Consider the following 26370-nt stretch of genomic DNA (forward strand, 5'->3'; position numbering starts at 1 on the left):
TTGTCCCGCAACCGGCCTGATCTGTCAGCGCCGTCTGACAGCGAGGACCGCGAGGGGCGTTTATTTTTTGGGGAGGTGGCATGTGTCTCCGGGGGCGGAGACCTGCTCACCCAATGGAGTTCCACATGAAGTGCCCCCCTACCCTGCCGGCCGAGGAGGCGCGGCTGCAGGCCCTGGAAGACCATGGGCTGGGAGATGAACAGGCCCTGCCCAGCCTGGACCCGGTGGTGCGCATCGCCGCCCGCATGTTCGGCATGCCCGTATCGGCGGTGAACATGATCGGCAGCGACCATGTGTTCTTCGCCGCCAGCGTGGGTGCAGGGACCATGGACATGGGCCGCGACGTGTCTTTCTGCGCCCATGCCATCACCCAGAACGGCGTGATGGTGGTGCCCGACACGCTGCAGGACGAGCGCTTTCACGACAACCCCCTGGTCACCGGCCCGTCCAACGTGCGCTTCTACGCCGGTGTGCCGCTGCTGTCGCCCGAAGGCCACGCCATGGGCGCGCTGTGCGTGCTCGACGACCGGCCGCACGACGACTTCGGTGCCGAAGACCAGGAGCGCCTGCGCGAGCTGGCGCGCATGGCCTCCGACCGGCTGGAGCTGCACCGCATCGAGACCTCGTCCGAGCGCACGCGGCCCTCGTTCGACGAGTACGCGGGCAACTCCACCACGCCGGTGGTCTGGTTCGACGAGCAGCGGCGCGTCGTGGCGATCAACACCGCCGCCGCCGCGCTGCACGGCTACCACCCGGCCGAATGCGTGGGCCAGCCGCTGGACATGCTCCTGGCCGAGGAGGAGCATGCCACCTTGCGCGAGGGCATTGCGCGCGCGGTGGAGGCGGCCTCGATGCAGGACCTGAAGATCCCCACCGAAGTCTGCGGGCGGCGCAAGGACTTCACGCACTTCCTGCTGGGGATCTCGCTGTTCATCTGGCGCCACAACGGCCGCCTGCGCTTCGAGGCCGTGCTCAAGGACCTCACGGCCCAGCGGCGCGAAGAGGACGATCTGCGCCGCCAGGCCGCCAGCGACCCGCTGACCGGGCTGGCCAACCGCGCCTGCTTCTACCGCCGCGTGCAGGATGCCCTGCTCAAGCCTGCGCCCGATGGCGCGGCCGCCGTGCTGATGCTGGACCTGGACGGTTTCAAGGACCTCAACGACACCCTGGGCCACGCCGTGGGCGACAGCCTGCTGCAGGAGGTGGCGCGGCGATTGGCGCGGCTGGCGGGCCACACCCTGTTCGAGGCGCACCGCAGCCGCGGCCCCATCGCCGCCCGGCTGGGAGGCGACGAATTCGCCCTGCTGCTGCCCGGCGTGGGCGAAGCCGAGGCCGCCAACCAGCTGGCCCAGCGCGCCATCAGCGCCATCCACCAGCCGATCACCATTGCCGGGCACGAGGTGCGCGTGGGCGCCAGCTGCGGGGTCTCCGTGGCGCCCCTGCAGGCCCATGAAGCGCTGGAACTGGTGGGCAATGCCGACCTGGCGCTGTCGCAGGCCAAGGCCGAGGGTGGCGGGCGCAGCTATGTGTTCGTGCCCGCGCTGCGCATGGCGGCGGTGGCACGGCGCCTGTACGGCATGGAGCTGGACCGGGCGGTGGACAAAGGCGAGCTGGTGCTGTTCTACCAGCCCCAGGTGCACCTGGAGGATGGCTCCCTCTCGGGTGCCGAGGCCCTGCTGCGCTGGCAGCATCCGCAGCGCGGTTTGCTGGCGCCGGCGGCGTTTCTGCCCGCGCTCGAGAGCGGCCCCCTGGCCGCCAGCGTGGGCTCGTGGATCCTGGACGAGGCCTGCGCGCAGGCTGCCTACTGGCGCCGCCATGGCGCGCCGGGGCTGCGCATGGGCGTGAACCTGTTCGGCGTGCAGTTCCGCGTGGGCGACCTGGTCACCGAGGTCATGGACACCCTGGCCCGCCACGGCCTGCCGCCCGATGCGCTGGAGCTGGAGATCACCGAGAACATCGTGCTCGACCACGACGACGTGGTGCCCGGCATGCTGCGCCGCCTGCGCGACCAGGGGGTGGGTATCGCCTTCGACGACTTCGGCACCGGCTATGCCTCGCTGAGCCTGCTCACCAGCTACCCGCTCACGCGCATCAAGATCGACCGCGGCTTCGTGCAGGGCATGCTCGAATCGCGGCGCGAGGCCTCGGTGGTGCGCGCCATCCTGGACATGGCGCGCAGCTTCGACCTCAAGACCATTGCCGAAGGTGTGGAGACCGAGGCCCAGTGCGAGCGCCTGCGCAGCGAGCGCTGCGGCGAAGCCCAGGGCTACCTGTTCTCGCGGCCCCTGTCCGTGCAGCAGTTCGGCGAAGCCTACAGCCTGGGGCCGCTGCGCAAAGCGACTGCCTGAGCACTCCGGGCACTTGGCGCCCCGGTGCCGTCCCGCAACGCAGCGCTCCGCAGAATTACCTATTGTTTCAAAGGCTAATGAGACACATTCTCATTTAATGCTCTATACTTCACCCATACCGCAGAACAGCACCAGCCAACAGTCATCACCAACCAACCGATTCCTGCACACCATGTCGACACTTGCCATGCCCCGCCCCGTCCTTCGACTGCAGCGCCCCGTGGCGCCGCGCGTGTCGGCCGTTGCCGATGACGCGGTGGTGCAGGCACCGGCCGCAGAGTCGACTGCCGCGGGCTTCCTGCGCAGCATCAACAGCGCCACCATGCTCGGCACGGCCAAGGTCGTGAACATCCTGCACAACGGCTCGGTCTACCAGCTCAAGACCACCAAGCTTGGAAAGCTGATTCTGACGAAATAGGTTTCATCGTGGGGAGACTCCCGGGACCTCGGTCTCGAAGGGTCTTTTTTTGCTAGCCACCCGTAACCCGGCAGCCATGCTTTTTTTCCCCACCAACGGCATTCCCGTCCCCGCAAGCCCGATCACGGACAAGTGATACGCCGCCAGGGGGCGAGCCTCTTTCGCCACGCCCGTGCGGTTTGTGGCGCCTTCTCTCTGTACCCCCCATTTCTCGGTGGCGCGAGCGCATGCGCGCGGCGTGACGCATGGCGTTACACGCCGGCGCCTGCGCTGCCTTGCAGGGCCGTTTTGCGCCCCGCCCCGGGGCCGCACACCGTGCTGGTTGCAAGCATCTGCAACAGTCCCTGCGCACCGCCTGTTGCAGGCCTTGCAGGTTGGCAACAACGCGCCCGTTGCAGCATGGCAGAGTGGATCTGCGGACCCGCACGCAACCACCCGTAACAGCAGTCACAGACGTCATGAATCGCTGTTGTCTTACACGCGGAACTGAGACACTTTGCTGAAATCAAACCACTGGCCATTGAGGCTGGTATGGGGTCATTGAGGCCCCTGTCCCGGATTGTTTTCTTGCTCTTTTGACCACCAGGAGTCATGCCATGAAGTTCCACCACCTGCCTCCCCGCATGCGTGCCGTTGCTGCGTTTGTGGTGACCGTCGTGCTGGCCTTCCTGGCGGCCGCGGCCCTGCTCATGCCCGACATCATGGTGCAATCGGTGGACTCCATGGTCCGCCTGCCCGGGGGCGTGGAGCAGATCCTCACGCAAGGTTTCTCGCAGTAAGAGTGCGCACCCGGGTGTGTGTGCATGGGTGCCTGCAGGCACCCGGTGGTCCAGGCGGTTCGTTCATTCATCCGCCCCCCGTTGCCCCCGTTTCCTCCTGCGCATCCGCCGCAGGATTTCCCCTCCCCCTTTCCTGGCCGAACCCGTGGCGGCAGCGCTGCAGGCCCGCTGCCCCCCAAACTGGGCGCAAACGCAACGCCCGCGCGGAACCTGCTGGCAAAAAGAGGAGCACGCGAGTACCATCTGGCGCTGCACACCGGAATTTCCGGCGCTGCATACCGTAGGAGGAACACCGTGAACCCACGTTTCCTGACCCTTGACCGCACCACTGCGGCCGTTCTGGCCGCCACCCTGGCGGTCTCGCTCTCGGCCCTGATGGCAGGCTGCTCCAGCCCCCGCGAAGGCTCCCTCGACGAATTCGCCCGCTGGCACGACAACGCCAAGGCCCAGGCCCAGGCCGGCGCGCTGGCCTGGAGCGAGTTCTACAAGCAGAGCTTCGACCGCCTCACCGCCCTGCCCCCCTCCATCCAGCAGGACACGCGGCTGGAGAACACCGTGCTGCTGCTGTCCACCGCGCGCAAGTACGAGTCCAGCGAAATCACCGCCCTGCAGTTCAACACCGAACGCGAGCACATCGAGACCCAGCTGCAAGCGCGCCTGCGCTGAGCTTGCCCGCCCCACCCCTGGCCCCGCGACGATGAAGCGCGGTGGCCCATGGCATGCCAGGGCGAAGCCTGCCTGGTCCCTGGCCTCCATCCATGCACACCCATCTTCGAATAGCACGCCCCGTCGGCGATCTGGCACGCGCCGTGGCCCAGTACACGCAAGGCCTCGGCATCGAGCAACTGGGCAGCTTCAAGGACCACGCGGGCTTTGACGGCACCATGCTCGGCACACCCGGGGCCGGCTTTCACTGGGAGTTCACCCACTGCACCAGCCACCCGGTCGCGCCGGCCCCCACGCCCGAGGACCTGCTGGTCTTCTACGTTCCAGAGCCCGGGGCCTGGCAGGTGCGCTGCGACGCCATGCGCGCTGCCGGTTTCATCGAAGTGCCGCCCTTCAACCCCTACTGGGCAACGTCGGGCTGCACCTTCGAGGACCCTGATGGCTACCGCGTGGTCATCCAGCGCGCTGCGTGGGGCACAGGGTCCCTAAATGCGCACGGTGGAGAGTGGGTCGACCAGCAGCAACCCCCATGAACAACGATCACCCTGAACGAACTCCGTCTGCGTGGGCAAGAGAGTGCCTGGCGATACTTCAGCAAATCGACCCGGGCTACCGCAAGAACCGTGGAGTGTCGGGTCGATTCATGGAATTCGTGCGCCCGGATCCCAGCGGCCTCCTCGTTTCGCAAAACTTCCTGCGCGTCAGGGAGGACTACTACCTCAGCTACGCGCTGACCTTCACGGAACTCCCCCCTGACCGTGCGCCTTCACCACCCGCTGGTAGCGGGCGCACGGTTCGAGAACAGCGGCGTCTCACGGCAGTGGAGCGACGACTTTGGCATGCGCCGGGGCGATCCCGGCTACCCCAGCGGCCTGTGGTCGTTCGGACCCTGGCGCTCCAATACGCTGGAGAACATCGCCCAAGGATTCGCCTTGAACGACCAGTTCATGTACCCCCGGTACAGGCAGGCACTGGCAGAGGGCAAGGCCCACCTGGTCACCCTGTTCGAGGCGGCACAGCGCATCATTGCGCAGCTGGACCCCTCCATTCCTGTTGCGCAGCAGGCTGCCCGGTTCGGCGTGGACCCGGGTGTCCTCGCTGCGTACCCGCTGGTGTCGTCGGCGCTCGACGCCTTCACCATCGCCCGACAGGGCCAGTGCTACGCCGGATTCGGCCCCGCAACCAACACGGTGGACCTGGCCAGCATCGCGCCGGAAGTCATGGTGCTGCACTTTGCCAGCGAATTTCTCCTGGTGCGCGAGCGGCTTTCGGATATCCTGGCTACCGCGAAAGCGCTTTGAGGAGGATTGGGGACCCTGGGTAGCGCGACGATGCCCGGTTGGAATGGAGAACGAGTTCCAGTGCTCCTGGGCAAGGATCAGCCAATGGTTCGAACGCTCTTCTGCGCAAAGTAGAACCATTCGTTGCCCGGCATCGCTCCAGGGTTCGGGAAGACCACAAAGCCATCGGCAGGCGCCTTCACTTCGCGGCCATCGTGCCGCAGCCCGATGAGTTGCCCGGCCACCACGGGATCGAAGCTTTTCCACGGCTGGGCAAAGCGGTCATCGTCATGTTCGCGATCCACCACATCCTGTAGGCGAAGGACCTGGAACTCGGAAGCTGGCGGCTTGAGCGCAAGCGATGTCAGTCCAAGCACCGCGAGTGTCTGCCGGATCGCGCGATAGGCGACACCGACCGCTTCAGGGTCGTCATGCTGCCCGCATTCCAGCGTCACGCCGTAGCCACCACGCGAGCGCATGTACTCGGACGTGCCGATGCCATACCCCGTGTCCAGAAGAGCGGCGTTGGCAGACTGTTGGGCCTGCCGTCGCCGCTGCACGCCACGGGCATACACATCCATCCAGCCTTCCACCACCCGCCGAGGCCCGAGGTGCGCAACCAGGCGCTCCTCCTGCGCTGAATGCTGGAACGGCTCAAGGGTGCCGGTGTTGTTGGTGGGGCCCACCATGGTGAAGGGTTGCCCCGGGGTGTGAAACGAGTGCAGGTCGAGCAACACGTCGTGCGCGTCCAGCAAGGGGCACAGGACATTCGCGATATGGTCCTCGTAGTCGGTCGGCTCAGCGCTGACACGCAGATTGCGGTTGAGATTGCGGTCCCCTTGCCGGGTGCGCTGTTGATAGGCGCAGGGATTCGTCACCGGCACCATCGTGAGGACACCCCGTTCGATGCCAAAGGCTCCAGCCGCCAGTTCGTCCACGACCTGCGCAATGGCCTGGGCACCGCATCGCTCATTGCCGTGCACGGCACCAAGGACCACGACTCGCGGACCTGGCTTCAGTGCCATGAATTGGTGAACATGAAGAAATGACGGGCGGGTCGAAGAGGTCATGGGAGTTGGCAGCGTGGCGAGCAAAACGGTGTAGATGCAAATGTCACGCCACGACTGGAACTTTGTCAAACCCTGCAGGGGCCTTTCCAAACTGGTGAAGCAAGCGCCAGCAGTGCCAGAAACGCCGCAGCCCCCAGGCCTGCAGAAACCCACAGCGCCCCCGCACCCAGGCGGTCCAGGCACAGCCCAAACAGCCATGGGGACGCCGCCTGCGCAATGCGCGCCGGCACCATGAGCAGGCCCTGCCGATGCCCGTAGCCTGCGGGCCCAAACAGCACCAGCGGCAGCGTGCCCTTGGCAATGGTCAGGATGCCGTTGCCCGCACCGTGCAGCAGCGCGAACACTGCCGCCAGCGGCGCACCGGCCACGACCAGCAGCCCGGCGCCCAGCGGGTGCATCAGCGCCGCCAGGCGTGCTGAGAGCAGCGGGTGCACATGGCGCAGAAAGCCGAACTCCAGCAGGCGCCCCCCCACCTGGGCCGGCCCGACCAAGGCGCCCACGGCCACGGCAGTGGCCAGCGTGGCGCCGCCCTCCTGCAGCAGGCGCGGCAGGTGCGCCGCCATGGCGGTGCTGGTGAACCACGTGGCCGCGAAAACGAAGGCCAGCAGCAGGGAGGCCCGGCGCGCATGAGCAGGTTCAGGATCTGCAGCCAGCACTTGCACGCCCTGTGGTGTTGCGGTGTTCGCGGCCAACGCTTCGGCCTGCGGCCGGCGTGGCGTCCAGGCGTTGAGCGGCAGGCCCACCAGCAGGTGCAGCGCGGCCCAGGCCCAGCAGGCGCCGCGCCAACCCCATTGCGACTCCATCCACATCGACAGCGGCCAGCCGACGGTGCTGGCAAAGCCGGCGATCAGGGTGATGCCCGTGATTGAATTGCGCGCGTTCTTGCCATGCAGGTGCACCAGCGCGGCAAAGGCCGCCTCATACAGCCCGCTGCCCATGCCGGCGCCGATGAGCACCCAGGCGGCAAACAGCCCCCACGGGCCCTGGGCCATCGCCAGCGCGGCCAGGCCCAGCGCAAAGACCACGCTGGTGGCCATCAGCACCGGCCGGCCGCCCCAGCGGTCAATGCTGCGGCCGGCATAGGGCCCCAGCAGCGCAGAGACCACCAGCGCGCACGAGAACGCAGCGAACACCATGGCCACCGAAACACCCAGCTCGCGTGCCATGGGCGCGGCCAGGATGGCCGGCAGGTAGTAGGTCGATGCCCAGGCCAGGGTCTGGGCCGTGCCCAGGCTGGCGACGGTGGCCGCGGGATGGTGCCAAGTCACCGGGCGCAGCATGCGGGTGCGGCGGTCGCGGTGCGGCAGCACGGCGCGGCCGGCACCGCCTGTGGCAGCTGCACCCGGCGTTCCAGCGCCGCAGCCGACTCCTTGCGCTCGCTGTAGCGGTCCACCAGGTAAGGCGACACGTCGCGCGTGAGCAGGGTGAACTTCATGAGTTCCTCCATCACGTCCACGATGCGGTCGTAGTAGGCCGACGGCTTCATGCGGTTGTCGTCGCCAAACTCCTGGAAGGCCTTGGCCACGGACGATTGGTTGGGGATGGTGAGCATGCGCATCCAGCGCCCGAGCACGCGCATCTGGTTCACGGCGTTGAACGACTGCGAGCCGCCGCAGACCTGCATCAGCGCCAGGGTCTTGCCCTGCGTGGGGCGCACCGCGCCCTGGGCCAGCGGGATCCAGTCGATCTGGGTCTTGAGGATGCCGGTCATGGCGCCATGGCGCTCGGGCGAGCACCAGACCATGCCCTCGGACCAGGCGGCCAGGGTGCGCAGCTCCACCACCTTGGGATGGGTATCCGGCGCGCCATCGGCCAGCGGCAGACCGGTGGGGTCGAAGATTTTCACCTCGGCGCCCAGCGCTTGCAGGATGCGCGCCGCCTCTTCGGTGGCCAGGCGGCTGAACGAGCGCTCGCGCAGCGAGCCATAGAGCATGAGGATGCGCGCCGGGTGGGTCGAGACCAACGGGGCCGACAGGCGGGCGATGTCGGGCCGCTGCAGCAAGGGGACGTGGATGTGTGGCAGGTCGGTCACGGAAGAACTCCTGGGTGGTGGATGCAGATCGGGTCTGTAGGCATTCAATATTTCATCGAATGTTGAATCGACGAGCAGGCTGCGGCCTCAACGGGATGCGGCCCCTCAGGCCGCCGTGGCAGTCTTGCGGCGCTTGCCGGTGCCTGCGGAAGTCGCTGGGGCCGCGGGCGCGCAGCCCGCCCTGCCGGGCAGTTCGGCGCACAGGCCCGGATTGCCCGCGCAGCACTCTTCGGTCAGGTAGCCGATCAGCTCGGCCATCAGCGCCAGGTTGGCCCGGTAGCGCTGGTAGCGGCCCTCCTGCTCGACAGTGAGCAGCGTGGCGTGCGTCATGCCCTTGAGGTGGAAGGACAGGTTGGTGGGCGGCACGTCCAGCGCGGCAGCGATCTCGCCAGCCACCAGCCCACCCGGCCCCTGCCGCACGAGCAGGCGGAACACATCGAGCCGCACGGGCGAGGACAGCGATTCGAAGACGGTGGTGGCAGCGGCTTTTTGCACGGGCTGACTATACAAGACGGGTTGAAATGGGCGCGCGACCAGGGCGGTCAAACGACCCGCCGCCCCTGGGCGTCGATGACCAGCTCGCCGTCTTCCTTGGAAAAAGGCCCGGGCAAGGGGGGCAGAAGGTCCAGCACCGCTTCGGAGGGCCGGCACAGCCGGGTGCCCAGCGGGGTGACGACGATGGGCCGGTTGATCAGGATGGGGTGGACCAGCATGACATCGAGCAGGCGTTCGTCCGACAGCGCCAGATCCTGCAAACCCAGCTCGTCGTACGGCGTGCCCTTTTGCCGCAGCAGGGCGCGCACGGGGATGCCCATCGCCGCAACCAGCTCCTTGAGCTTCTCGCGGTCCGGGGGCGCCTTCAGGTACTCGATGACCGTGGGTTCGATGCCGGCGTGCCGGATCATGGCCAGCACGTTGCGCGAGGTGCCGCAGGCCGGGTTGTGGAAGATGGTGTGGGCGGTGGAAGCTTGCATGACATCAATAATACAACTATTATTGAAATGTTCAAGTGACTGCCTGCAACCCCGCTCCGAGGGCGCTTGCAGTGCCCCACGCCCCCTCTTCTCCTCCCCTTCAGAAAGACCACCGGATGCTTCTGGCCCTGTCGATATTTGTCGCCACCATCGCGCTGGTGATCTGGCAGCCGCGCGGGCTGGGCATTGGCTGGAGCGCCAGCGCGGGCGCTGCCGTGGCATTGCTCACCGGCGTGGTGCAGTGGGCCGACATGGCCGTGGTCTGGCAGATCGTGTGGAACGCAACGGCCGCCTTCATCGCCATCATCATCGTGAGCCTGCTGCTCGACGAGGCCGGCTTCTTCGAATGGGCGGCCCTGCACGTGGCGCGCTGGGGGCGTGGCAGCGGGCGCATGCTGTTCGCGCTCATCGTGCTGCTGGGCGCGGCCGTGGCGGCGGTGTTTGCCAACGATGGTGCGGCGCTGATCCTCACCCCCATCGTGGTCGCCATGCTCGCGGCCCTGGGCTTCGGGCCGGGCGCCACATTGGCCTTTGTGATGGCCGCGGGTTTCATCGCCGACGCGGCCAGCCTGCCGCTGGTGGTGTCCAACCTGGTGAACATCGTCTCGGCCGACTTCTTTCGCATTGGCTTCAACGACTACGCAGCCATCATGGTGCCGGTGAACCTGGCCTCGGTCGTGGCTTCGCTGGTGGTGCTGCTGCTGTTCTTTCGCAAGGAGATCCCCGCAACCTACGACCAGGCCCAGCTCAGGCTGCCGGCCGCCGCCATCCGCGATGCGGCCACCTTCAAGACGGGGTGGGTGGTGCTGGTGCCGCTGCTCGTGGGCTTTTTCGGGCTGGAGCCGCTGGGCGTGCCCGTCAGCGCCACGGCAGCCGCAGGCGCCGCGCTGTTGCTGGCCGTGGCCGGCCGGGGCCCTGTGATCAGCACGACCAAGGTGCTGCGCGAAGCGCCCTGGCAGATCGTGGTGTTCTCGCTGGGCATGTACCTGGTGGTCTACGGACTGCGCAACCAGGGGCTCACGGCCTATCTCAGCCAGTGGCTCAACGCCTTCGCGGGCTACGGCATCTGGGGCGCCGCCATCGGCACCGGCGTGCTGACCGCCGTGCTGTCCTCCCTCATGAACAACATGCCCACGGTGCTGGTGGTGGCGCTGTCCATCGATGCCTCTGCGGCCACCGGGGTGGTGAAGGAGGCGATGGTCTACGCCAATGTCATCGGCAGCGACCTGGGGCCCAAGATCACCCCCATCGGCTCGCTGGCCACCTTGCTGTGGCTGCATGTGCTGGAGCGCAAGGGCATCCGCATCGGCTGGGGCACCTACTTCCGGGTGGGGGTGACCCTCACCGTGCCCGTGCTGCTGGTCACGCTGGCGGCGCTGGCGCTGCGGCTATCGATCAGGTAGCCCGGCGGCTGCCTGGCACCAATCAGGTAGCCCGGCGACTGCCTGGCACAAATCAGGCAGCCCGGCGACTGCCTGGTGCAAAAAAAGCGGGCCGGCACCCGTGGGTACCGGCCCGCCATCAGGTCGCCAGGTTCAGGCGATCAATCGCAGCAGCCCAGCATCTCCAGGCAGCACTCGGCGAGTTCCGCGCAGCAGCCGGTCTGGGCCATGGCCATGCCCGCCATCGACAGCAAGACAGCGGCCACGCCGAATTTGAAAAGTTGTTTTTTCATTGGAAAATTCCTGTTGGGGTTGGATAGAAAAGAAAAAAAAGAATCCCTCCAAACCTCAATCCGGCGGCCTCCATACCGGGGCATTCCAGGACGCCCACTGTGGCCCCGTGCCCAAGGGCTGGCCCGACTGGCGCGGCACCTCGCTCAGCGGGGTGCGTGGGGCCGTCATCAGCGACATGCCGCAGGGCTGGCAGCCGGGCATGGCGCAGGCTGCATCGCCATCGCCGCAGTCGGCGATACAGCAATGGTCGTAGGCTGAAACGCTGGCCGCCACCACCTGGTTCAGGAACACGCAGCCCAGCAGCAACAAGCAGATGGCAAGAAATCTTCGCACGGCTGCAATGTACCCCAGCCTACTTGCTGTTGCCCCCGCCCTGCTCCACCACGGCCACGCGCCTGCGCAACCGGTCTGCCGCGTCCTTGTCGCCCGCCGCCTCGGCGCGTTGCACCTGCAGCAGCAGCCAGGCCATGAGCGGGCGGCGCCAGCCCTGGGCGGATGCGGTGTCGGTGGCCGTGGCGATGGCGGCCGGGTCGGCCCGGCCGGACTGCAGCAGCACGCCGGCCGCCACCAGGCGCGAGAGCGGGTCTTCGATGCCGGCCAGCGCGGCACCGCCCGCGCCTGCGGTGGCCACGGCCCGCTGGGCCGGGGGCAGCAGCGCCACATCGGGCGCGGCCAGCGGCTTGCCAGCCAGGTGGTCGGCATAGGCACGCTCGGGCGGCGCGGCATCCTGGCGCAGCGCCTCGAAGGCGGTGCAGGGCTCTCCCACCAGGCTGGCCACCTGGGCCGCGCAGCGCAGCAGTTCCAGCCGCGCCAGCAGGTCCGGGCGGCCAGTGCGGGCCACCTCGGCGCGGGCGCGCTCCCACTCGAGCTTTTCGACACGGGCATTGCCCGACAGGTAGGCGTCGAGCGCCTTCTGCGACGCACCCTGGGCGTTCATCTCCCATTCGGGCTCGGGCGGCTTGCTGGCGCAGCCAGCGAGCAGCATGCCGATGGCGAGCACGGCCCAGGTAACGGTCGTCGTTGTCATCGTCTTCATGGCAGCTTGATCTCCCGGTCGCGTGCAAACGGCCATTTGCGGTTGATCTCGGTGACCAGGCTGTCGATCTTGCGCAGGTTGCTCTCCACCTCGGCACGCAGGGCGCCGAGGTCGTTCGTGGCCTCGCGGGCATTGGCGCCCACGGCCTGGGCCTCGACCAGCACGGCGTCGACCTTCTTCAGGCTGGCGCGGGTGTCGGCGAGCAGGTCGTTGACTTGGCCCACGGCGGCACGCAGCTCGGGCACCAGCGCATCCTTGCTGTTGCCGTCGGCGCCGAAGACCTGGCGGTCGGCGCGCGCGGCCAGGGTATCGAGGCGCGCCAGCAGCGTGTTGGTGCGGTCCAGCGTGGTCACGAGCTTCTTGGCATCGGCCTCGCTGCCCATGAGTGCGCCCAGCACGCCGCCCGGGCCTTTCAGGCGCTCGGTGAGTTCCTGCACGTTGGACAGGGTGCTGCCCAGCGCCGCGTCCTGCGCAGTCAGGTTGTTCAGGTTGCCCAGCAGCTCGCGCGCCGAGGCCATGAGTTGCGGGATCTCGGCCGTGGCATCGCCGCGCAGCACCGGGCGCACGGCGCCGTCGGGCAAGGGCGGATCGGTCAGGATGCCGCTGTAGGCGCGGATGTTGGTGCCGCCCACGATGCCGCGCACCAGCGTGAACACGCTGGACTGGCGCAGCCAGTGCGCGTCCTTGCTGGGCACCTCGACGGTGATGCGCGCGTTGCCCGCATCGGCCAGTTCGATGCGGCGCACGCGCCCGATGGGAAAGCCCGAGAACGTCATGTCCATGCCCACCACCACGCCTTCGGAATCATCGGCCGTGAGCACCAGGGTCTGCGTGGGCTCGAACACGCCGCGCGCATACATCAGGAACAGGCCCGAGCCGACGATGAGCGACAGCGTGAAGAGCAGCAGCGCCGCGGCCTTGATCTCCAGGTAGGCCACGGGGCGCAGCGTCTCCTGCGTGGAGCCTTCGGTGCCGGGCGGCGGCGGTGCAGGCGGTGGAGTGCGGTCGGTCATGGGGGGTGTTGTTGTTATGGGTTAGTAGTAGTTGCCCATCAGCGAGGCCACCTCGATCAGCAGCAGCACGGCGAACATGCGCGCCAGGCCACCGAGCTCCGAATCGGGCTGGCCCCGGCCCTCGGCGTCGTACAGCCCGGCGGCCATGGGGATCAGCGCCACGGTGAGGCTGAAAAACAGCGTCTTGAGCGCGAACAAGGTGGTCACGCTGGGCGTGAACACGCGGCCGAACATGCGCGTGTAGCCACCCGCCTCGGCCAGGTTGAAGCCGTACACGCCCAGGTAGCCCATGACCAGCGCCACCACACAGCTGAGTGCGGCCAGCGTGATGCTGGCGAACACGCCGGCCACCACGCGCGGCAGCAGCTCCACGCGCACCGGGTCCGATCCCTGGCGGCGCAGCTCGTCGAAGCGGCCCGACTGGCGCAGCAAGGCCAGTTGCGTGCCATTGGGGATGGTGGCGCGCATGGCCACGAAGAGCGCGGCGGTGAGCGGGATCAGCTCCAGCACCAGCACGCGGATCACCATCTCCATGGCGTAGCGCGACAGGCCGTAGCTGAGCGCCGTGACCACCACGATGCGCGTGAGCACCAGGCTGATGAGGGCCGCCAGCACCGTGAAGCCCAGCAGCACGGGTGCCGTGTCCAGGTACAGGTGGCGCGCCAGCGAGCGGCGCGTGGCACGCCCGTAGCTCGACGGCGACAGCACCAGCACCAGCACCACCGCCCCCAGGTACAGGATGCGCCACCACGCCACGGCCCAGCGGCGCACCGTGCTCCAGGCACGCTCGGGCAGGGACAGGCCGGGCAGGCGGTTGATCATGAATTGATCATAGCCGCCGGGCCACGGGTTCCCAAGCGGATGGCCCGTCGGGTCCATCGGGCATTTGCACCAGGGCTGGCTTGTGTGGCATGGCCGTGCAGCTACACATTGCATAGCAGACGATACATGCGCTCACACCCCAGCCACGACACTGCCGGCTACCCCGCCTGCTTGCGCGGGCCCTGCTGTGCCGCCGGCATGCGCCCCACGTAGCGCCCGCGCGGGCGGATCACCTGGGCCACGCCCAACTGCTCCAGGGCATGGGCCAGCAGGCCCACGCTGCGTGCGGTGGCGAACAGGGCGAAGGCCGCGTCCGCCGGCAGGCGGTAGTGCGCGGCCAGGGCGGCCAGGGCCACGTCGATGGTGGGCTGCAGGCCCGTCTGCTCCTGCACCTTGGCGATGAAGCGCACGATGGCCTCGGGCGGCTCGAACAGCGCGAGCAAGGCCGCCGCGCGCGGGTCGCCATCGGGGTAGATGGGGTGACCAAAGCCGGCCAGCGGCAGGCCGTTGGCCAGGTAGTGGGCCAGCACCTTGTCCTCGCCCAGGCGCTCCACCTCGCTGAACAGCGCCTGCACGCGGCCCGAGGCATCGCCGTGCAGGGGCCCCGAAAGCGTGCTGAGCCCCGCCAGCACGCAGGCGGGCAGCGAGGCCCCGGTGGAGGCCGCGATGCGCGTGGCAAAGGCCGAGCTCGTGAGCTCATGGTCGGCCAGCAGCACCAGCGCCGTGCGCAGCAGTTCGGCCACCGGGGCGCCCTGCTTCCAGCCCTTGGCAAAGCGCAGGTGCAGCGCCTGCTTGCCGGGCTGGGCACCGAAGGCATTGGCCAGCTGGCCCACCAGGGTCTGGCCCTCGGCATGCAGCACGCGCGTGAGCCGGCCGCTGGTGGAGTGCCCGCTGGCCGCCAGCCCGGCGAGGGCCACGAATGCCGGGCCCCGCCCTGGCGCCCCTGCGCCCGGCGGCGTGGCGCAGGCGAAGTCCACGGCCTGCTCCGCCCCCCACAGCAGTTGCGCCGCCTCTTCGAGCGTGGCGGTGCGCGCCAGGGCGATGGCGTCTTCGCCGCGGTAGTGCGGGCGTTCGCGAAAAAAGGCTGACAGCGCCGTCGGAATGCTGGGCTCGGCGCCGAACAGCGTGTTGGTGGCCAGCGTCTCGCGCTTGCTGCCAGCCTTCTTGCGCCGGGCCAGCCCGCTCAGGTCCTCGGCGCGGTACAGGCTCTTGCGCGTGTCGGTCGGGTCGGGCATGACCTCGAGCTTGCCCCGGCTCACGTAGGCATAGATGGTCTGCGGCTGCACGCCGAGGAGCTGGCAGGCCTCGGTCATCGAAATCCAGGAAGCCATGGCAGTGGTGGTGGTGGTCGTTGAATATATACATTGATTTTACACGTCAAGATTGACCAATTCATCAACACAAAACTACGATGCCCTCCAACGCAATGCATAGCCCACCGCACCACCGCCATGACGAAACCCCAGGTCCTGCAGCTCAACCCCATCCTGATCCCCTCGGTCAACGACCAGCTCGCCGCGCTCTACACCGTGCACCGGTACTTCGAGATGGCCGACGGCCCGGCCTGGCTGGCCGCGCATGGCGCCGCCATTGATGCCGTGGTCACCGGTGGGCACACCGGCATTGCACGCGCCATGCTGGAGCAGTTGCCCGCCCTGAAGGTCGTGGCCGTCAACGGCGTGGGAACCGATGCCGTGGACCTGGCCTACTGCCGCGCCCGCACCCTGCCCGTCACCGCCACGCTGGGCGCGCTGACCGAGGACGTGGCCGACCTGGCCATCGGCCTCCTGATCGCGGCCTGCCGCAACATCTGCACCGGTGACCGCTTCGTGCGCGAGGGACAGTGGGAGCAGTTCCCGCAACCCGGCGCCATTCCCCTGGCGCGGCGCTTTAGCGGCATGCGCCTGGGCATCGTCGGCATGGGCCGCGTGGGCCGCGCCGTGGCCACGCGCGCCGCCGCGTTCGGCTGCCCCATCGCCTACACCGATTTGCGCGCAATGGACGACGTGGCGCACCGCTTCGTGCCCACCCTGCTCGACCTGGCGCGCGGCTCGGACGCGCTGGTGCTGTGCGCCGCGGCCGACAGCGCCGAGGGCATCGTGAACGCGGCCGTGCTCGATGCCCTGGGCCCGCGCGGCTACCTGGTCAATGTGGCGCGCGGCCGCCTGGTCAACGAGGCCGACCTGGCCGCTGCCATCGGCGCGGGCCAGATCGCGGGCGCGGGGCTGGACGTGTTCGTGGACGAACCGCGCGTGCCCCTGGCGCTGCGCCAGAGCGAGCGCACCGTGCTGCAGGCCCACCGCGCCAGCGCCACCTGGGAGACGCGCGCGGCCATGGGCCAGATGGTGCTGGACAGCCTTGCCCAGGCGCTGGCCGGCGAACGCCCCGCGATGAGCCTCACGACATGAGCTAGCTGATGGCAGCGGCCCTGCCGCACTTCCTTCGATTTCAAAGAACCACAACGGAGACAAGACACCATGACGTCCACACGACGCGCCGCATTCGGCCTGGCCATCGCCCTCGGTGCCACGGCCCTCGCCGCACCCGCGGCCTTTGCCCAGGCCTTCCCCAACCGCCCGGTGACCCTGGTCGTACCCTTCCCACCCGGGGGCGGCACCGACACTGGGGGCCGCGTGATCGCCGAGCAACTCGCCCGGCGCTGGGGCCAGCCCGTGGTGGTGGAGAACAAGGGCGGCGCGGCCGGGCAGATCGGGGCCGACTACGTGGCCAAGTCCAAGGCCGATGGCTACACCCTGCTCTTGGGCAACATCGGCACGCAGGCCATCAACCCCGCGCTGTACGCCAAACTGCCCTACGACGCGGACAAGGCCTTTGCCCCGGTGTCGCTGGTCGCCGAGCTGCCGCTGGCGATGATGGTCAACCCCTCGGTTGCAGCGAAGACGCCTGCCGAGTTCATCGCCCTGGCCAAGGCGCAGCCGGGCAAGCTCAGCTACAGCAGCTCGGGCGCAGGCGGTGCGCCGCACCTGGCGGCCGAGATGTTCAAGGACCAGACGGGCAGCTTCATCCTGCATGTGCCCTATCGCGGCGGTGGCCCGGCCATTGCCGACCTGCTGGCAGGGCATGTGCAGCTCTCGTTCATGACGGCGCTGGAGGCCTCGGGCCACATCAAGGCTGGCAAGCTGCGCGCCCTGGCGGTCACCGGCGACAAGCGCCTGCCCGCGCTGCCCGAGGTGCCCACGCTGGGCGAAGGCGCGCTGCCGGGCTTCAACGCGATCTCCTGGATCGGCCTGCTGGCCCCCGCAGGCACACCGCCCGAGGTGGTGGACAGGATCTCGGCCGATGTGCGTGCCGTGCTCGCGGACGAAGCCGTGAAGGCCCGCTTTGCCGGCCTGGGCGGCGTGCCGCGCGCCACCTCGCCGGCAGAGTTCGGCAAGCTGATCGCCACCGACCGGGCACGCTACGCGCAGATCATCCGCAGCCGCAAGATCACCGTGGAGTGAGCTGGCGTGGTGGACTTCACTTTTTCCCCGCCGACCACGGTCACCCTGCCCGTGGCGGGCAGCAGCGCACGCTTTCCCGTGGGCCGGGTGTTCTGCATCGGCCGCAATTACCGCTGGGCACCCGACGAGGCAGCCCCCACGCAGATGCCCGCCTGGTTCATGAAGCCCGCCAGCGCCGTGGTGCCGGCCCGGGGCATGCTGCCCTACCCGCCCGCAACCCGCGACCTCTGCCACGAGGTGGAGCTCGTGGTGGCCATCGGCCGCGGCGGGCGCGACATCGATCCGGGTCAGGTCGAGGCGCGGCATGTCTGGGGCTATGCCGCCGGGCTGGACATGACACGGCGCGAACTGCAGCAGCAGGCCAAGCGCGACGGTGGCCCCTGGGAGCCCGCCAAGGCCTTCGACCATGGCGCGCCTTGCACGCCCATCGTGCCGGCCAGCGTGTGCGGCCACCCGCGCCAGGGCGCCATCTGGCTTAGCGTGAACGGCGTGGAGCGCCAGCGCGCAGACCTGTCGGGTCTGCTCTGGCCGGTGGCGGACCTGGTGGCCATGCTGTCGCGCTCCGTCACGCTGGAGCCTGGCGACCTGGTCTACACGGGCACACCGGCCGGCGTGGGCCCGCTGCAGCCGGGCGACCGGGTCAGCGCAGGCGTGGCCGGCATCGGCGAGCTGGCCCTGGTCGTGGGCGACGCCCCCGTGCCCGCATCCGGCCATTGATTCATACAACGACACCAGGAGACAAGCATGCAGACCCCTTCTTTCAGGTTCAAGCGCCCCCTCGGAGCCCTAGCCGCCGCAGCCATGCTGGCCGTGGCGCCCTTGCTGGCATCGGCCCAGGCAGCCTGGCCGGCGCGGGCCATCAAGATCATCGTGCCGGCCCCGCCGGGCGGCGCCATCGACACCATTGCCCGCGTGGTGGGCGACAAGCTCGCGGCAGCGCTGGGCCAGGCGGTGGTGGTAGACAACCGGCCCGGCGCCTCGAACAACCTGGGCACCGACGTGCTGGCCAAGGCGCCGCCCGACGGCTACACCATCGGCATCGTGGGCGGCAGCCACAACATCAACAAGTATCTGTTCAAGAACCTGGGCTGGGACCCGGAAAAGAGCTTCGAACCAATCGTCTACACGCACGAGGTGCCGCTGGTGTTCGCCATGTACCCGCAGATCCCCGCCAAGACGCTGCCCGAGTTCATCGCCTGGATGAAGGCCAACCCCGAGCAGGCCAAGATCGCCACCTCGGGCCGCGGAAGCGCGCAGGAGATGGCGGCCGAGATGTTCCGCATGGCCAGCGGCACGCAGATGCTGCTGGTGCCCTACAAGGGCTCGTCCGCCGCCCACCCCGACCTGCTGGCCGGGCGCACTGCGCTGTACATCGACACCATCAGCGCCATCCAGGCCCAGGTCAAGGCCGGCAATGTGCGCGCCATCGCGGTCTCCACGCGCAAGCGCACCGCCGCCCTGCCGGATGTGCCCACGGCCGAGGAACAGGGTCTCAAGGGCTACGACGCCAACACCAACGGCGGCTTCCTGGCCCCGGCCGGCACGCCCAAGGCCATCGTCGCCCGGCTCAACACCGAGATCAACGCGGCCCTGAAGCTTCCAGACGTGCGCGCCAAGCTCGAGGCCGCCGGCATCGAGATCCAAGGCGGCACGCCGCAGGAGTACGCCGCGCTGATCAGGTCGGACCTGGCCAAGTGGGGCAAGGTGGTCAAGGAGGCGGGCATTCAGCCCGAATAAACGGCCCTAGCCCCGCGCCCGCACGATCTCGTCCTCCACCTCGCGCAACCTGTCCTTGCCGAAGAACATCTCGTCCCCCACGAAGAAGATCGGCGAACCGAAGGCACCGCGGGCAAAGGCATCCTGGGTGCTCTGCAGCAGGGCATTCTTCACCTCGGGCTCCTGGCTGGCGGCCAGCAGCGCCGCTGGGTCGAGTCCGGCCTGGTGCAGCTCGGCAGCGATCACCTGCGGGTCGTCCATCTTCTTGCCGCGCTCCCACATGCTGGCGTAGACGGCGTCGACATACGGCTCGAAACAGCCCAGCCTGCGGGCCGCGACCGCGCCGCGCATGAGCGCCAGGGTGTTCACCGGAAAGTGCGGGTTGTGCGTGAACTTCGACAGCCCATGCCTTTGCACGAAGCGGTCCATCTCCCGTTGCTCATAAGCCCGCTTGGTCGGGATGCCGGCGTTGCTCTCAGCCGGCGAGCGGTTGTTGGCCAGCTTGAACAGGCCGCCCAGCAGGACGGGCACATACTCGAATGTCGCGCCCGTGCGGGCCTCGATAGCGGGCAGCACCTTGTGGCTGAGGTAGGCGTTCGGGCTGCCGAAGTCGAACAGGAATTGCACTGTCACGTTGCTCATGGGTCTTTGTCTCCTTGTGGATTTTTTGTGATCAATGGCGTTCAGGGGAATGTCACCAGGTCTCCATCCATGGGCGAATCTCCGTCTCATGGGTCCAGGCATCGCGGGGCTGGTTGTGCAGTTGCCAGTACACCTCGGCAATGCTCTCGGGGCTGACGATGCCGCCTTGCTCCTTGGTGGCGTAGCGCTCGGGGAAGTTGCTGCGGATGAATTCGGTATCGATCGCACCATCGATCACCGGGTGGGCGACATGGATGCCCTGGGGCCACAGCTCCCGGGCCATGCTCTGGGCCAGTGCGCGCAGCGCATGCTTTGCGCCCGCAAACGCCGCAAAACCCTCGCGGCCGCGCAGGCTGGCCGTGGCCCCCGTGAAGAGAATGGTGCCCCGCCCGCGCGGCAGCATCACCTTGGCCGCCTCGCGCCCCATCAGGAAGCCGGCGAAGCAGGCCATCTCCCATACCTTGAAGTACACGCGCGAGGTCGTCTCGGTGATGCCGAAGCGCACATTGGCCCCGATGTTGAACACCGCGACTTCGATGGGGGCGATCTCCGATTCGATCTTGGCGATGAGTGCGACCATGTCCTCCTCCTTGCGCGCATCCGAGCCAAAGCCATGCGCCTCCCCGCCCGCAGCGCGGATCTGGTCGACGAGGGGCTGCAGCTTGTCCGCGCTGCGCCGGGTCACGCAGGCGATATAGCCCTCGCGGGCGAAGCGCTGGGCAATGGCGCCGCCCGTGGCGTCGCCTGCGCCGATGACCAAAATTGCCTTCTTCCTGCTGTCTGCCATGGGGTCTCCTGGGGTTGCAAAGGGATGGGAACCGGCACTGCGCCCGTGTCCATCTAGTTCATTTTTTGAACTGACTGCACGATAAGTTTGAAAATTGAACTCGTCAAGGGTAGAGTTGCGGACATGAAGTGGAACGACCTGGAACAGGAACATTGCTCGATTGCCCGCACCGTCTCGGTGATCGGCGACCGCTGGACGATGCTGGTGCTGCGCGACAGCTTTCTCGGCGTGCGCCGGTTCGACGAGTTCCAGCAGCGCCTGGGCATCTCCCGCCCCATGCTGGCAGACCGCCTGGCCAAACTCGTGGAGGCCGGCGTGCTGCGCAAGGCCGCCTACCAGGAGGCGCCTGTCCGCCATGAGTACCGCCTGACGCCCAAGGGCCTGGACCTGCACCCCGTCATCATGGCCATCGTGCACTGGGGCGACGTGCACATGGCCGGCAAGGCCGGCCGCCCCCTGCTGCACCGGCACACCGGCTGCGGCCACCTGTTCGACCCGGTCACCACCTGCTCGGAATGCCAGGCGGAGCTGCGCGCCAGGGATGTGTCGGTGGAGAGAGGGCCTGGGGCATTTCCGATGGTTTGAGGGCAGAGGTGTTGGCGCGTCAGCGGTCGGCGAAAGGCGGATCGTTCGGGATATCCATGCCCGCACAATCTCCTGCCGCCTGGCCCATCCCTGTAGCAAACAGTTGCTACGTGGGGAACGGCCAACACACTCCAAAGCCAGGCGGATGCGATAGCCTTTGCGCATCACAAGAATCACCCCGGGAGGTCGAAGATGCCTTTGCAGATAACCGGCGCACACGCCACCGTCAGCATGCTGAGCCGTTTGCTCTTGGAGCAGCCGCTGTGGTATGGGCCGCATTCGTATGGATACCACGTGGCCGCGGTAGAAGCGAAGGGGCCCGAGGCGGTGGCACTGGAGTTCGGCAAGGGCTATGGCGATTCCCCCTGGCCCGAAGCCTATCTGTCGACCATGCTGCTGGAGAAGATGGGCCTGTTGCCCAACCCCGCCTTGCAAAACGAACTGACGAACTACCTGACCGCGGTGGGCAAGACCAATCTGGGCATCGTCGCGCTGCAGCTGGGGCAAATCCTTTCGGGCCTGGAAGGCGCCACGGGCGACCTGGCCATCTACGCGGCCGCCGCGGTGCGCTGGAACGACAAGATCGCGGCGGCGCATGCGTACTCCACCAACCCTGCCAGCGTCGGCTTTGCGACGGGAGGCTACCCGGTGGGCACGGGTGCCACGTTCGAACTGACCAGCGATGCCGACACGCTGAAGGGCACACCGTATGAGGACGTCTTTCTGGCCATGACGCCCGGCCAACTGGGTTCGGCAGACGTCATCCAGAGCGGCGGCAGTGGCATCAGGGGCGATGTGCTCAAGGCCACGCTGGCGGCTGGCGAGAAGGTGGCGCCCACCCTGCGCGGCATCTCGTCCGTGTTCATCACCGCGGGCGCGGGGGCGCAGTTCGGTGCGGAGAAGTCGCCCGAGATCAGGGGGCTGTGGCTCGACGCGGCCCCGGGCGGCAGCGCCACCTTCACCGGGGTGACCAGCGAGGCGCTGGCAGGCATCCAGAACTCGCTGGCCGGCACGGCTCTCACGGTGCTCTTCAAGCCCCCTGCGGACAGAACTGCGCCGGTGAATCTTGCGCTGGTCGATGCGACGGGGGCCGACGAACTCATCGTGCCCGATATGTTCGCCCTGCGCATCGCCAGCATGCCCGGCAGCGTGGCCGCCACCACGGTCAACAGCGCAAAGATCACGGCGGGGGCGACCAAGGAGATCATGCTCTACGGCAACCAGGCCCTCAACACCACCATCACCGGCGCCCAGGTGGAGGTGATCCATGCCGCCTACCTCCAGGCACCGCTGGACCTCACGTTCGCCACCACGGGCGCCACGCCCATCGGCATCATCGGCGGCATTGCGGCAGACCGGATCACGGTGAACGACGCCTCTGGCGCGCGCGCGGCCATCGACGCGGGTGACGGGGCAGACACCATCACCATCGGCGCCCGCAATGCCCACAGCATCACCCTGGGCGCTGGCGCGGACGTACTCGCCCTCACCGGCCTGGCCGGCCCCACCAGCGCGGCCCAGGGCCTGGACAATGCGGCCGCGCTGCGCCGCTTGGCCATTGAGGTGACCGACTTTGCGAGCGGCACCGACCAATTGCGCCTGGCCGCCACCATGCCAACGGCCAAGGCCACGCCCAGTACCTTGCAGCTGGCCAGCATCGCCGCGTCCACCTCCCTGTTGGACGCCGCCACACTGGCTGCCAGCACGGCAGGTGCGAACAAGGCCATTGCTTTTGGCTATGGCGGCGACACCTACATCTTGGTGAACGACGCCACGGCGGCGTTGGGCAGCCATGACAGCCTGGTCCGATTGAACGGAGTGTCGGCGCTGGGGGATGGGGATTGGGGGGTGGTGTAGGGAGCGCTGAACTGGGCCGAGGAGATATCCCGGCTCGCGGTCTCGTCGCTCTACCTGGCCTGGCCGCACCGACCCGATGACGGCATGGTCGAGTTCGACGGGCCGGACGAGTTTCGGCTGTGGCGGTGCGGCTATGTGAACCGCACGCCGACGGGACCGGTGGGGTTCGACAGCTAGATGTGCTGCGGTGGTCGCACCACGGCACTCAGCAGCGAGCCTGGCTCCAGACTCAGGCTACCTGGGGCAGGTAGCTTGGCCGGGGCGCCGTCAGCCCGATCTTGACGTGCTGGGTGAGCTCATCGGCCAGCACTTCATCCAGACCCGATTCCAGCCCGTTCAGCGCCCGCTTGACGATCTGCTCGGGACTGGTCTTGGGCACGTCGAAGCCGCGTGTGAGGTCGGTGTCGACATAGGCCATGTGCAGTCCCAGCACCTGCGTTTTCTGCGCTGCGAGCTCGTTGCGCAGGGCATTGGTCAGCGACCAGGCAGCCGACTTGCTGGCCGAGTAGGCGGCCAGCTCGCCGCCATTCACCCAGGAGGCCACCGACAGCACATTGAGCAAGGCGCCGCCGCCGTTGGCCGCAAGAACGGGGGCGAAGGCCTGGCTCACGCGCAGCACGCCGAAGACATTGGTCTCGAAGATGCGCCGCATGACCTCCTCGCTGTCGGGCGCGAGAAAGCCGCCGGGCTGGGCGATGCCGGCATTGTTGATGACCAGGGTGACGTCCTGCGCCAGTGCTGCGGCCGCGGCCACGTCGCCGGGGTTGTTGACGTCCAGCCGCAGGGCCTGTACCCCGGCCTGGGGGGTGATGCTGGCGGGATCGCGCGCGCCGGCGTAGACCTTGCGCGCACCGCGGGCGAGCAACTCGCGGGCAAAGGCCAGGCCGATGCCGCGATTGGCACCGGTGACAAGGACAACAGCGTTTTCAATCTTCATGGTAACTCCAGGGGTGGATGCAAAGGGGCTCACTTGAGCTGGATGACGACCTTGCCTTTGGCACGGCCGGATTCGACATACGCCAGGGCCTCGTTGGTGGCCTCGAAGGGAAACACCTTGTCGACCACCGGGCGGATGGTTCCGGCGTCCATGAGGCGGGTGATTTCACGCAGTTGACTGCCCTCGGCCCGCATGAAAAGGAAGGAATAGCCAATGCCCAGGCCTTGTGCCCGCCGCCGCACGCCCGCGCTGAGCAGGCGCAGCAGCAGCCGCACGATGCCGGGCGCCCTGCTGCCCTTGGCGAATGCAGGGTCCGGCGGGCCCGAGATGGAAATGAGCTTGCCACCCGGCTTGAGCACGCGCAGGGATTTTTCGAGCGCCTTGCCATCCTGGCTGTGCAGGACCAGGTCGTAGCCGCGCAGCAGGGCCTCGAAGTCCTGCGTGCGGTAGTCGATGGCGAGGTCGGCTCCCAGCTTGTGCATGGCCAGGGCACTGGCCGCGCCTGCGGTGGTCGCGACACTGGCACCCAGGTGTTTGGCCAGCTGGATGGCAAAGCTGCCCACCCCGCCGGAGCCAGCCTGGATGAAGACCTTCTGCCCCCGCCGGAGCCCGCCCTGCTCCACCAGGGCCTGCCAGGCGGTGAGTCCCACCAGGGGGATGGAGGCCGCCTCGACCATGGAAAGTCCACGGGGCTTGGGCGCCAGCGAGGACTCCCTGACCGGCACAAACTCGGCAAAGGTGCCGATGCGGAAATCGTCCGCCCGGGCATAGACCTCGTCGCCGATCTTGAACTGGCGCACCTGGGGGCCGACCTGCACCACCACCCCGGCCACGTCGTGGCCCAAGACGAGGGGCAAGCGGTAGGGCAGGATGGGCTTGAACTCTCCGTTGCGGATCTTGGCATCCAGCAGATTCACGCCCGCCGCATGCACCTCCACCAGCACCTCGTCATCGCGCAGTTCGGGCCGGGGCAGGTCGGCCAGGCGCAATGCGCGCTGTTTGCCGTAGCGCTCAAGAATGAAGGCTTTCATGGGGTCTCCTTGCGGGCGGGCAAATTTCGAATGACGATCATCATATTAAAAGGCAAAAAAAAAGCGCACGGCCTGCACGGGCGGTTCAGGGTGCGGAAGGCGCCAGGTGCTTGAGCGCCGCTTCGCGCAGGCCGTCCGACAGCGCAGGCTCATCCACCGCACGCGCCAGCAGCAAGGCCCCCACCATGGTGGCCACGGTGGCCAGCGCGCGCTCGTGGGCGCCGGGTTGCCCCCAGTCCGGGGACTGGCGGGCGATCAGATCGACCATTTCCTTGATGTGCCGGGTAGCGACCCGCCGCACCTCGGGGGCCTGGCGCATGGTTTCGGAGCCCAGCGCGGCCAGGGGGCATCCCAACTCCACCTGTTCCACATGCCCCCGGGAGAGATAGCTGCCCAGCATGGACGCCAGGGCCGTGCCCGGCGGCACGCTGGCCACCACCTCGGCGGCAGCGGCTGCGGACTCCGCGCAGGCCTTCGCCGCCGCTTCGGCCAGCATGGCCTCACGCGAATCGAAATGGGCGTAGAAGGCGCCATGCGTGAGGCCCGCCTCCTTCATGATGTCCGCGACCCCGGTCCCGTCGTAGCCACTGCGGCGAATGGCGCGGGCCGCCACGGACACGATGCGCTCGTGCGTGGCCTCCTTGGCAGCGCTTCTGGCAGTGGTCTTGCTATTTCGCATGATGCATATCATACAATTTTAGGATGCAAGGCGCAAGGCAGCCCTGCTCACACATGCCGCTTGGCCGGCGCCGGCCCCGGCGGCGCCACGGGCTCGGCATCAGCACGCTCGTGCAGCGCCTCGATCACATGGCAGTGCCCGTCGGTGCCATCGCAGCGGCGGCGCAGCGCGATCAGGTCGCGCTCCAGGGTCTTCAACTCCTGCAGGCGGATGCGCACGTGGCTCAGGTGCTCGTCCAGCGTGTCGCAGGCAGTGTGGTCAGCGGCGGCGCTGTCCCGGTCCAGCGCCAGCAGCGTGCGCACCTCGTCGAGCGACATGTCCATGGCGCGGCACAGGCGGATGAAGCGCAGTTGGTGGATGTCGGCATCGCTGTACAGGCGGTAGCTGCTTTCGCTGCGCGGGCCGGCGGCGAGCAAGGCCTCTTTCTCGTAGTAGCGGATGTTGGCGGTGGAGACGCCCGAGCGCTGGGCGGCCTCGCCGATGCGTAACCTTGCTATGTCTGTTGGCATGCGCTTGACCTTCAAGTGACTTCAAGGATTCCAATCATGGCATGGCGGATCG

Annotated in this window: 30 protein-coding genes; 13 read left to right on the forward strand and 17 right to left on the reverse strand. The window is 68.0% G+C overall.

The window, feature by feature from the left end:
* The first annotated feature begins 125 nt into the window (after positions 1-125).
* From AC07PA_RS28280 to AC07PA_RS28305, 6 genes are all read left to right on the forward strand, one after another.
* Complete coding sequence (locus AC07PA_RS28280; protein WP_494607986.1) at positions 126-2348, forward strand: putative bifunctional diguanylate cyclase/phosphodiesterase; 2223 nt, start codon at positions 126-128, stop codon at positions 2346-2348.
* 172 nt (positions 2349-2520) lie between these two features.
* On the forward strand, positions 2521-2766 hold the full coding sequence (gene hemP, locus AC07PA_RS28285; protein WP_007857198.1) for a hemin uptake protein HemP: 246 nt from the start codon (positions 2521-2523) through the stop codon (positions 2764-2766).
* A 596-nt stretch (positions 2767-3362) separates the two neighbouring features.
* Complete coding sequence (locus tag AC07PA_RS28290; protein ID WP_007857199.1) at positions 3363-3545, forward strand: hypothetical protein; 183 nt, start codon at positions 3363-3365, stop codon at positions 3543-3545.
* 294 nt (positions 3546-3839) lie between these two features.
* The gene (locus AC07PA_RS28295) at positions 3840-4211 is read left to right on the forward strand and encodes a hypothetical protein (RefSeq protein WP_007857200.1); all 372 of its coding nucleotides are present in this window, start codon (positions 3840-3842) and stop codon (positions 4209-4211) included.
* 92 nt (positions 4212-4303) lie between these two features.
* Entirely contained in the window at positions 4304-4744 is a 441-nt protein-coding gene (locus AC07PA_RS28300; protein WP_494607983.1) for a VOC family protein, read from the forward strand.
* Positions 4745-4969: 225 nt separating this feature from the next.
* Positions 4970-5512, forward strand: coding sequence for a hypothetical protein (locus AC07PA_RS28305; protein WP_494607981.1), 543 nt, complete (start codon positions 4970-4972; stop codon positions 5510-5512).
* Between the two features lie 77 nt (positions 5513-5589).
* On the opposite strand, the gene AC07PA_RS28310 is transcribed toward AC07PA_RS28305, so the two are convergent.
* From AC07PA_RS28310 to arsC, 5 genes are all read right to left on the reverse strand, one after another.
* Positions 5590-6561, reverse strand: coding sequence for a M14 family metallopeptidase (locus AC07PA_RS28310; RefSeq protein WP_494607979.1), 972 nt, complete (start codon positions 6559-6561; stop codon positions 5590-5592).
* Positions 6562-6626: 65 nt separating this feature from the next.
* Positions 6627-7841 carry an MFS transporter gene (locus tag AC07PA_RS28315; protein WP_494608071.1) on the reverse strand — a complete coding sequence of 405 codons (1215 nt, stop codon included), beginning with the start codon at positions 7839-7841 and terminating at the stop codon, positions 6627-6629.
* Complete coding sequence (arsH, locus tag AC07PA_RS28320; RefSeq protein WP_494607977.1) at positions 7826-8593, reverse strand: arsenical resistance protein ArsH; 768 nt, start codon at positions 8591-8593, stop codon at positions 7826-7828. Before arsH ends, AC07PA_RS28315 begins: the two co-directional genes overlap by 16 nt.
* A gap of 105 nt (positions 8594-8698) precedes the next feature.
* Positions 8699-9088, reverse strand: coding sequence for an ArsR/SmtB family transcription factor (locus AC07PA_RS28325; protein WP_494607975.1), 390 nt, complete (start codon positions 9086-9088; stop codon positions 8699-8701).
* 47 nt (positions 9089-9135) lie between these two features.
* Positions 9136-9567 carry an arsenate reductase (glutaredoxin) gene (arsC, locus tag AC07PA_RS28330; RefSeq protein ID WP_494607973.1) on the reverse strand — a complete coding sequence of 144 codons (432 nt, stop codon included), beginning with the start codon at positions 9565-9567 and terminating at the stop codon, positions 9136-9138.
* A 116-nt stretch (positions 9568-9683) separates the two neighbouring features.
* Here arsC and AC07PA_RS28335 point away from each other — a divergent pair, with 116 nt between their 5' ends.
* On the forward strand, positions 9684-10970 hold the full coding sequence (locus tag AC07PA_RS28335) for an arsenic transporter (protein WP_494607971.1): 1287 nt from the start codon (positions 9684-9686) through the stop codon (positions 10968-10970).
* Between the two features lie 140 nt (positions 10971-11110).
* On the opposite strand, the gene AC07PA_RS28340 is transcribed toward AC07PA_RS28335, so the two are convergent.
* The 6 genes from AC07PA_RS28340 to AC07PA_RS28365 form a co-directional block, all read right to left on the reverse strand.
* On the reverse strand, positions 11111-11242 hold the full coding sequence (locus tag AC07PA_RS28340; protein WP_494607969.1) for a hypothetical protein: 132 nt from the start codon (positions 11240-11242) through the stop codon (positions 11111-11113).
* A gap of 55 nt (positions 11243-11297) precedes the next feature.
* On the reverse strand, positions 11298-11576 hold the full coding sequence (locus AC07PA_RS28345) for a hypothetical protein (protein WP_494607967.1): 279 nt from the start codon (positions 11574-11576) through the stop codon (positions 11298-11300).
* Between the two features lie 19 nt (positions 11577-11595).
* Positions 11596-12279 (reverse strand): hypothetical protein, encoded by a 684-nt coding sequence (locus AC07PA_RS28350; protein WP_494607965.1) that lies wholly within the window; start codon positions 12277-12279, stop codon positions 11596-11598.
* The gene (locus tag AC07PA_RS28355; protein ID WP_494607963.1) at positions 12276-13292 is read right to left on the reverse strand and encodes an MlaD family protein; all 1017 of its coding nucleotides are present in this window, start codon (positions 13290-13292) and stop codon (positions 12276-12278) included. Before AC07PA_RS28355 ends, AC07PA_RS28350 begins: the two co-directional genes overlap by 4 nt.
* 21 nt (positions 13293-13313) lie before the next feature.
* The gene (locus AC07PA_RS28360) at positions 13314-14114 is read right to left on the reverse strand and encodes an MlaE family ABC transporter permease (protein ID WP_035204758.1); all 801 of its coding nucleotides are present in this window, start codon (positions 14112-14114) and stop codon (positions 13314-13316) included.
* Positions 14115-14272: 158 nt separating this feature from the next.
* Entirely contained in the window at positions 14273-15445 is a 1173-nt protein-coding gene (locus AC07PA_RS28365; protein ID WP_494607961.1) for a citrate synthase, read from the reverse strand.
* 120 nt (positions 15446-15565) lie between these two features.
* Here AC07PA_RS28365 and AC07PA_RS28370 point away from each other — a divergent pair, with 120 nt between their 5' ends.
* The 4 genes from AC07PA_RS28370 (at position 15566) to AC07PA_RS28385 (ending at position 19312) form a co-directional block, all read left to right on the forward strand.
* The gene (locus AC07PA_RS28370; protein WP_007857219.1) at positions 15566-16522 is read left to right on the forward strand and encodes a 2-hydroxyacid dehydrogenase; all 957 of its coding nucleotides are present in this window, start codon (positions 15566-15568) and stop codon (positions 16520-16522) included.
* A gap of 69 nt (positions 16523-16591) precedes the next feature.
* Positions 16592-17575 (forward strand): tripartite tricarboxylate transporter substrate binding protein, encoded by a 984-nt coding sequence (locus AC07PA_RS28375; protein ID WP_007857220.1) that lies wholly within the window; start codon positions 16592-16594, stop codon positions 17573-17575.
* Positions 17576-17581: 6 nt separating this feature from the next.
* Complete coding sequence (locus AC07PA_RS28380; RefSeq protein ID WP_494607958.1) at positions 17582-18292, forward strand: fumarylacetoacetate hydrolase family protein; 711 nt, start codon at positions 17582-17584, stop codon at positions 18290-18292.
* A gap of 27 nt (positions 18293-18319) precedes the next feature.
* On the forward strand, positions 18320-19312 hold the full coding sequence (locus AC07PA_RS28385) for a Bug family tripartite tricarboxylate transporter substrate binding protein (protein ID WP_494607957.1): 993 nt from the start codon (positions 18320-18322) through the stop codon (positions 19310-19312).
* Positions 19313-19318: 6 nt separating this feature from the next.
* On the opposite strand, the gene AC07PA_RS28390 is transcribed toward AC07PA_RS28385, so the two are convergent.
* Together AC07PA_RS28390 and AC07PA_RS28395 are read right to left on the reverse strand one after the other, a co-directional pair.
* The gene (locus AC07PA_RS28390) at positions 19319-19933 is read right to left on the reverse strand and encodes a 2-hydroxychromene-2-carboxylate isomerase (RefSeq protein WP_494607955.1); all 615 of its coding nucleotides are present in this window, start codon (positions 19931-19933) and stop codon (positions 19319-19321) included.
* 52 nt (positions 19934-19985) lie between these two features.
* A complete protein-coding gene (locus AC07PA_RS28395) occupies positions 19986-20720 on the reverse strand; it encodes an SDR family oxidoreductase (protein ID WP_494607953.1) in 735 nt (244 codons plus the stop codon).
* Between the two features lie 123 nt (positions 20721-20843).
* Between AC07PA_RS28395 and AC07PA_RS28400 the strand changes: the two genes are divergently transcribed.
* Both AC07PA_RS28400 and AC07PA_RS28405 read left to right on the forward strand, forming a co-directional pair.
* Positions 20844-21305, forward strand: a complete 462-nt coding sequence (locus AC07PA_RS28400; protein ID WP_145699004.1) for a winged helix-turn-helix transcriptional regulator — start codon at positions 20844-20846, stop codon at positions 21303-21305.
* Positions 21306-21497: 192 nt separating this feature from the next.
* A complete protein-coding gene (locus AC07PA_RS28405; RefSeq protein ID WP_494607951.1) occupies positions 21498-23162 on the forward strand; it encodes a bluetail domain-containing putative surface protein in 1665 nt (554 codons plus the stop codon).
* Between the two features lie 229 nt (positions 23163-23391).
* Here the strand turns inward: AC07PA_RS28405 and AC07PA_RS28410 are convergent, their stop codons facing one another.
* The 4 genes from AC07PA_RS28410 to AC07PA_RS28425 form a co-directional block, all read right to left on the reverse strand.
* Positions 23392-24099, reverse strand: a complete 708-nt coding sequence (locus AC07PA_RS28410; protein ID WP_494607949.1) for an SDR family oxidoreductase — start codon at positions 24097-24099, stop codon at positions 23392-23394.
* Between the two features lie 29 nt (positions 24100-24128).
* A complete protein-coding gene (locus AC07PA_RS28415; protein WP_494607947.1) occupies positions 24129-25130 on the reverse strand; it encodes an NADP-dependent oxidoreductase in 1002 nt (333 codons plus the stop codon).
* An 85-nt stretch (positions 25131-25215) separates the two neighbouring features.
* Positions 25216-25821 carry a TetR/AcrR family transcriptional regulator gene (locus AC07PA_RS28420; protein WP_145699007.1) on the reverse strand — a complete coding sequence of 202 codons (606 nt, stop codon included), beginning with the start codon at positions 25819-25821 and terminating at the stop codon, positions 25216-25218.
* 35 nt (positions 25822-25856) lie between these two features.
* Positions 25857-26318, reverse strand: coding sequence for a MerR family transcriptional regulator (locus AC07PA_RS28425; RefSeq protein ID WP_494607945.1), 462 nt, complete (start codon positions 26316-26318; stop codon positions 25857-25859).
* Positions 26319-26370: the final 52 nt, after the last annotated feature.

This window comes from Acidovorax sp. GW821-FHT09B03 (assembly GCF_059418305.1).

Excerpts from the sequence above, each read along its gene's own strand:
- AC07PA_RS28280 (WP_494607986.1), top strand. The coding sequence starts at position 126 with ATGAAGTGCCCCCCTACCCTGCCGGCCGAGGAGGCGCGGCTGCAGGCC.
- hemP (WP_007857198.1), top strand. The coding sequence starts at position 2,521 with ATGTCGACACTTGCCATGCCCCGCCCCGTCCTTCGACTGCAGCGCCCC.
- AC07PA_RS28290 (WP_007857199.1), top strand. The coding sequence starts at position 3,363 with ATGAAGTTCCACCACCTGCCTCCCCGCATGCGTGCCGTTGCTGCGTTT.
- AC07PA_RS28300 (WP_494607983.1), top strand. The coding sequence starts at position 4,304 with ATGCACACCCATCTTCGAATAGCACGCCCCGTCGGCGATCTGGCACGC.
- AC07PA_RS28310 (WP_494607979.1), bottom strand. The coding sequence starts at position 6,561 with ATGACCTCTTCGACCCGCCCGTCATTTCTTCATGTTCACCAATTCATG.
- AC07PA_RS28315 (WP_494608071.1), bottom strand. The coding sequence starts at position 7,841 with ATGCTGCGCCCGGTGACTTGGCACCATCCCGCGGCCACCGTCGCCAGC.
- arsC (WP_494607973.1), bottom strand. The coding sequence starts at position 9,567 with ATGCAAGCTTCCACCGCCCACACCATCTTCCACAACCCGGCCTGCGGC.
- AC07PA_RS28335 (WP_494607971.1), top strand. The coding sequence starts at position 9,684 with ATGCTTCTGGCCCTGTCGATATTTGTCGCCACCATCGCGCTGGTGATC.
- AC07PA_RS28340 (WP_494607969.1), bottom strand. The coding sequence starts at position 11,242 with ATGAAAAAACAACTTTTCAAATTCGGCGTGGCCGCTGTCTTGCTGTCG.
- AC07PA_RS28350 (WP_494607965.1), bottom strand. The coding sequence starts at position 12,279 with ATGAAGACGATGACAACGACGACCGTTACCTGGGCCGTGCTCGCCATC.
- AC07PA_RS28355 (WP_494607963.1), bottom strand. The coding sequence starts at position 13,292 with ATGACCGACCGCACTCCACCGCCTGCACCGCCGCCGCCCGGCACCGAA.
- AC07PA_RS28360 (WP_035204758.1), bottom strand. The coding sequence starts at position 14,114 with ATGATCAACCGCCTGCCCGGCCTGTCCCTGCCCGAGCGTGCCTGGAGC.
- AC07PA_RS28365 (WP_494607961.1), bottom strand. The coding sequence starts at position 15,445 with ATGGCTTCCTGGATTTCGATGACCGAGGCCTGCCAGCTCCTCGGCGTG.
- AC07PA_RS28370 (WP_007857219.1), top strand. The coding sequence starts at position 15,566 with ATGACGAAACCCCAGGTCCTGCAGCTCAACCCCATCCTGATCCCCTCG.
- AC07PA_RS28375 (WP_007857220.1), top strand. The coding sequence starts at position 16,592 with ATGACGTCCACACGACGCGCCGCATTCGGCCTGGCCATCGCCCTCGGT.
- AC07PA_RS28385 (WP_494607957.1), top strand. The coding sequence starts at position 18,320 with ATGCAGACCCCTTCTTTCAGGTTCAAGCGCCCCCTCGGAGCCCTAGCC.
- AC07PA_RS28390 (WP_494607955.1), bottom strand. The coding sequence starts at position 19,933 with ATGAGCAACGTGACAGTGCAATTCCTGTTCGACTTCGGCAGCCCGAAC.
- AC07PA_RS28395 (WP_494607953.1), bottom strand. The coding sequence starts at position 20,720 with ATGGCAGACAGCAGGAAGAAGGCAATTTTGGTCATCGGCGCAGGCGAC.
- AC07PA_RS28400 (WP_145699004.1), top strand. The coding sequence starts at position 20,844 with ATGAAGTGGAACGACCTGGAACAGGAACATTGCTCGATTGCCCGCACC.
- AC07PA_RS28405 (WP_494607951.1), top strand. The coding sequence starts at position 21,498 with ATGCCTTTGCAGATAACCGGCGCACACGCCACCGTCAGCATGCTGAGC.
- AC07PA_RS28410 (WP_494607949.1), bottom strand. The coding sequence starts at position 24,099 with ATGAAGATTGAAAACGCTGTTGTCCTTGTCACCGGTGCCAATCGCGGC.
- AC07PA_RS28415 (WP_494607947.1), bottom strand. The coding sequence starts at position 25,130 with ATGAAAGCCTTCATTCTTGAGCGCTACGGCAAACAGCGCGCATTGCGC.
- AC07PA_RS28420 (WP_145699007.1), bottom strand. The coding sequence starts at position 25,821 with ATGATATGCATCATGCGAAATAGCAAGACCACTGCCAGAAGCGCTGCC.
- AC07PA_RS28425 (WP_494607945.1), bottom strand. The coding sequence starts at position 26,318 with ATGCCAACAGACATAGCAAGGTTACGCATCGGCGAGGCCGCCCAGCGC.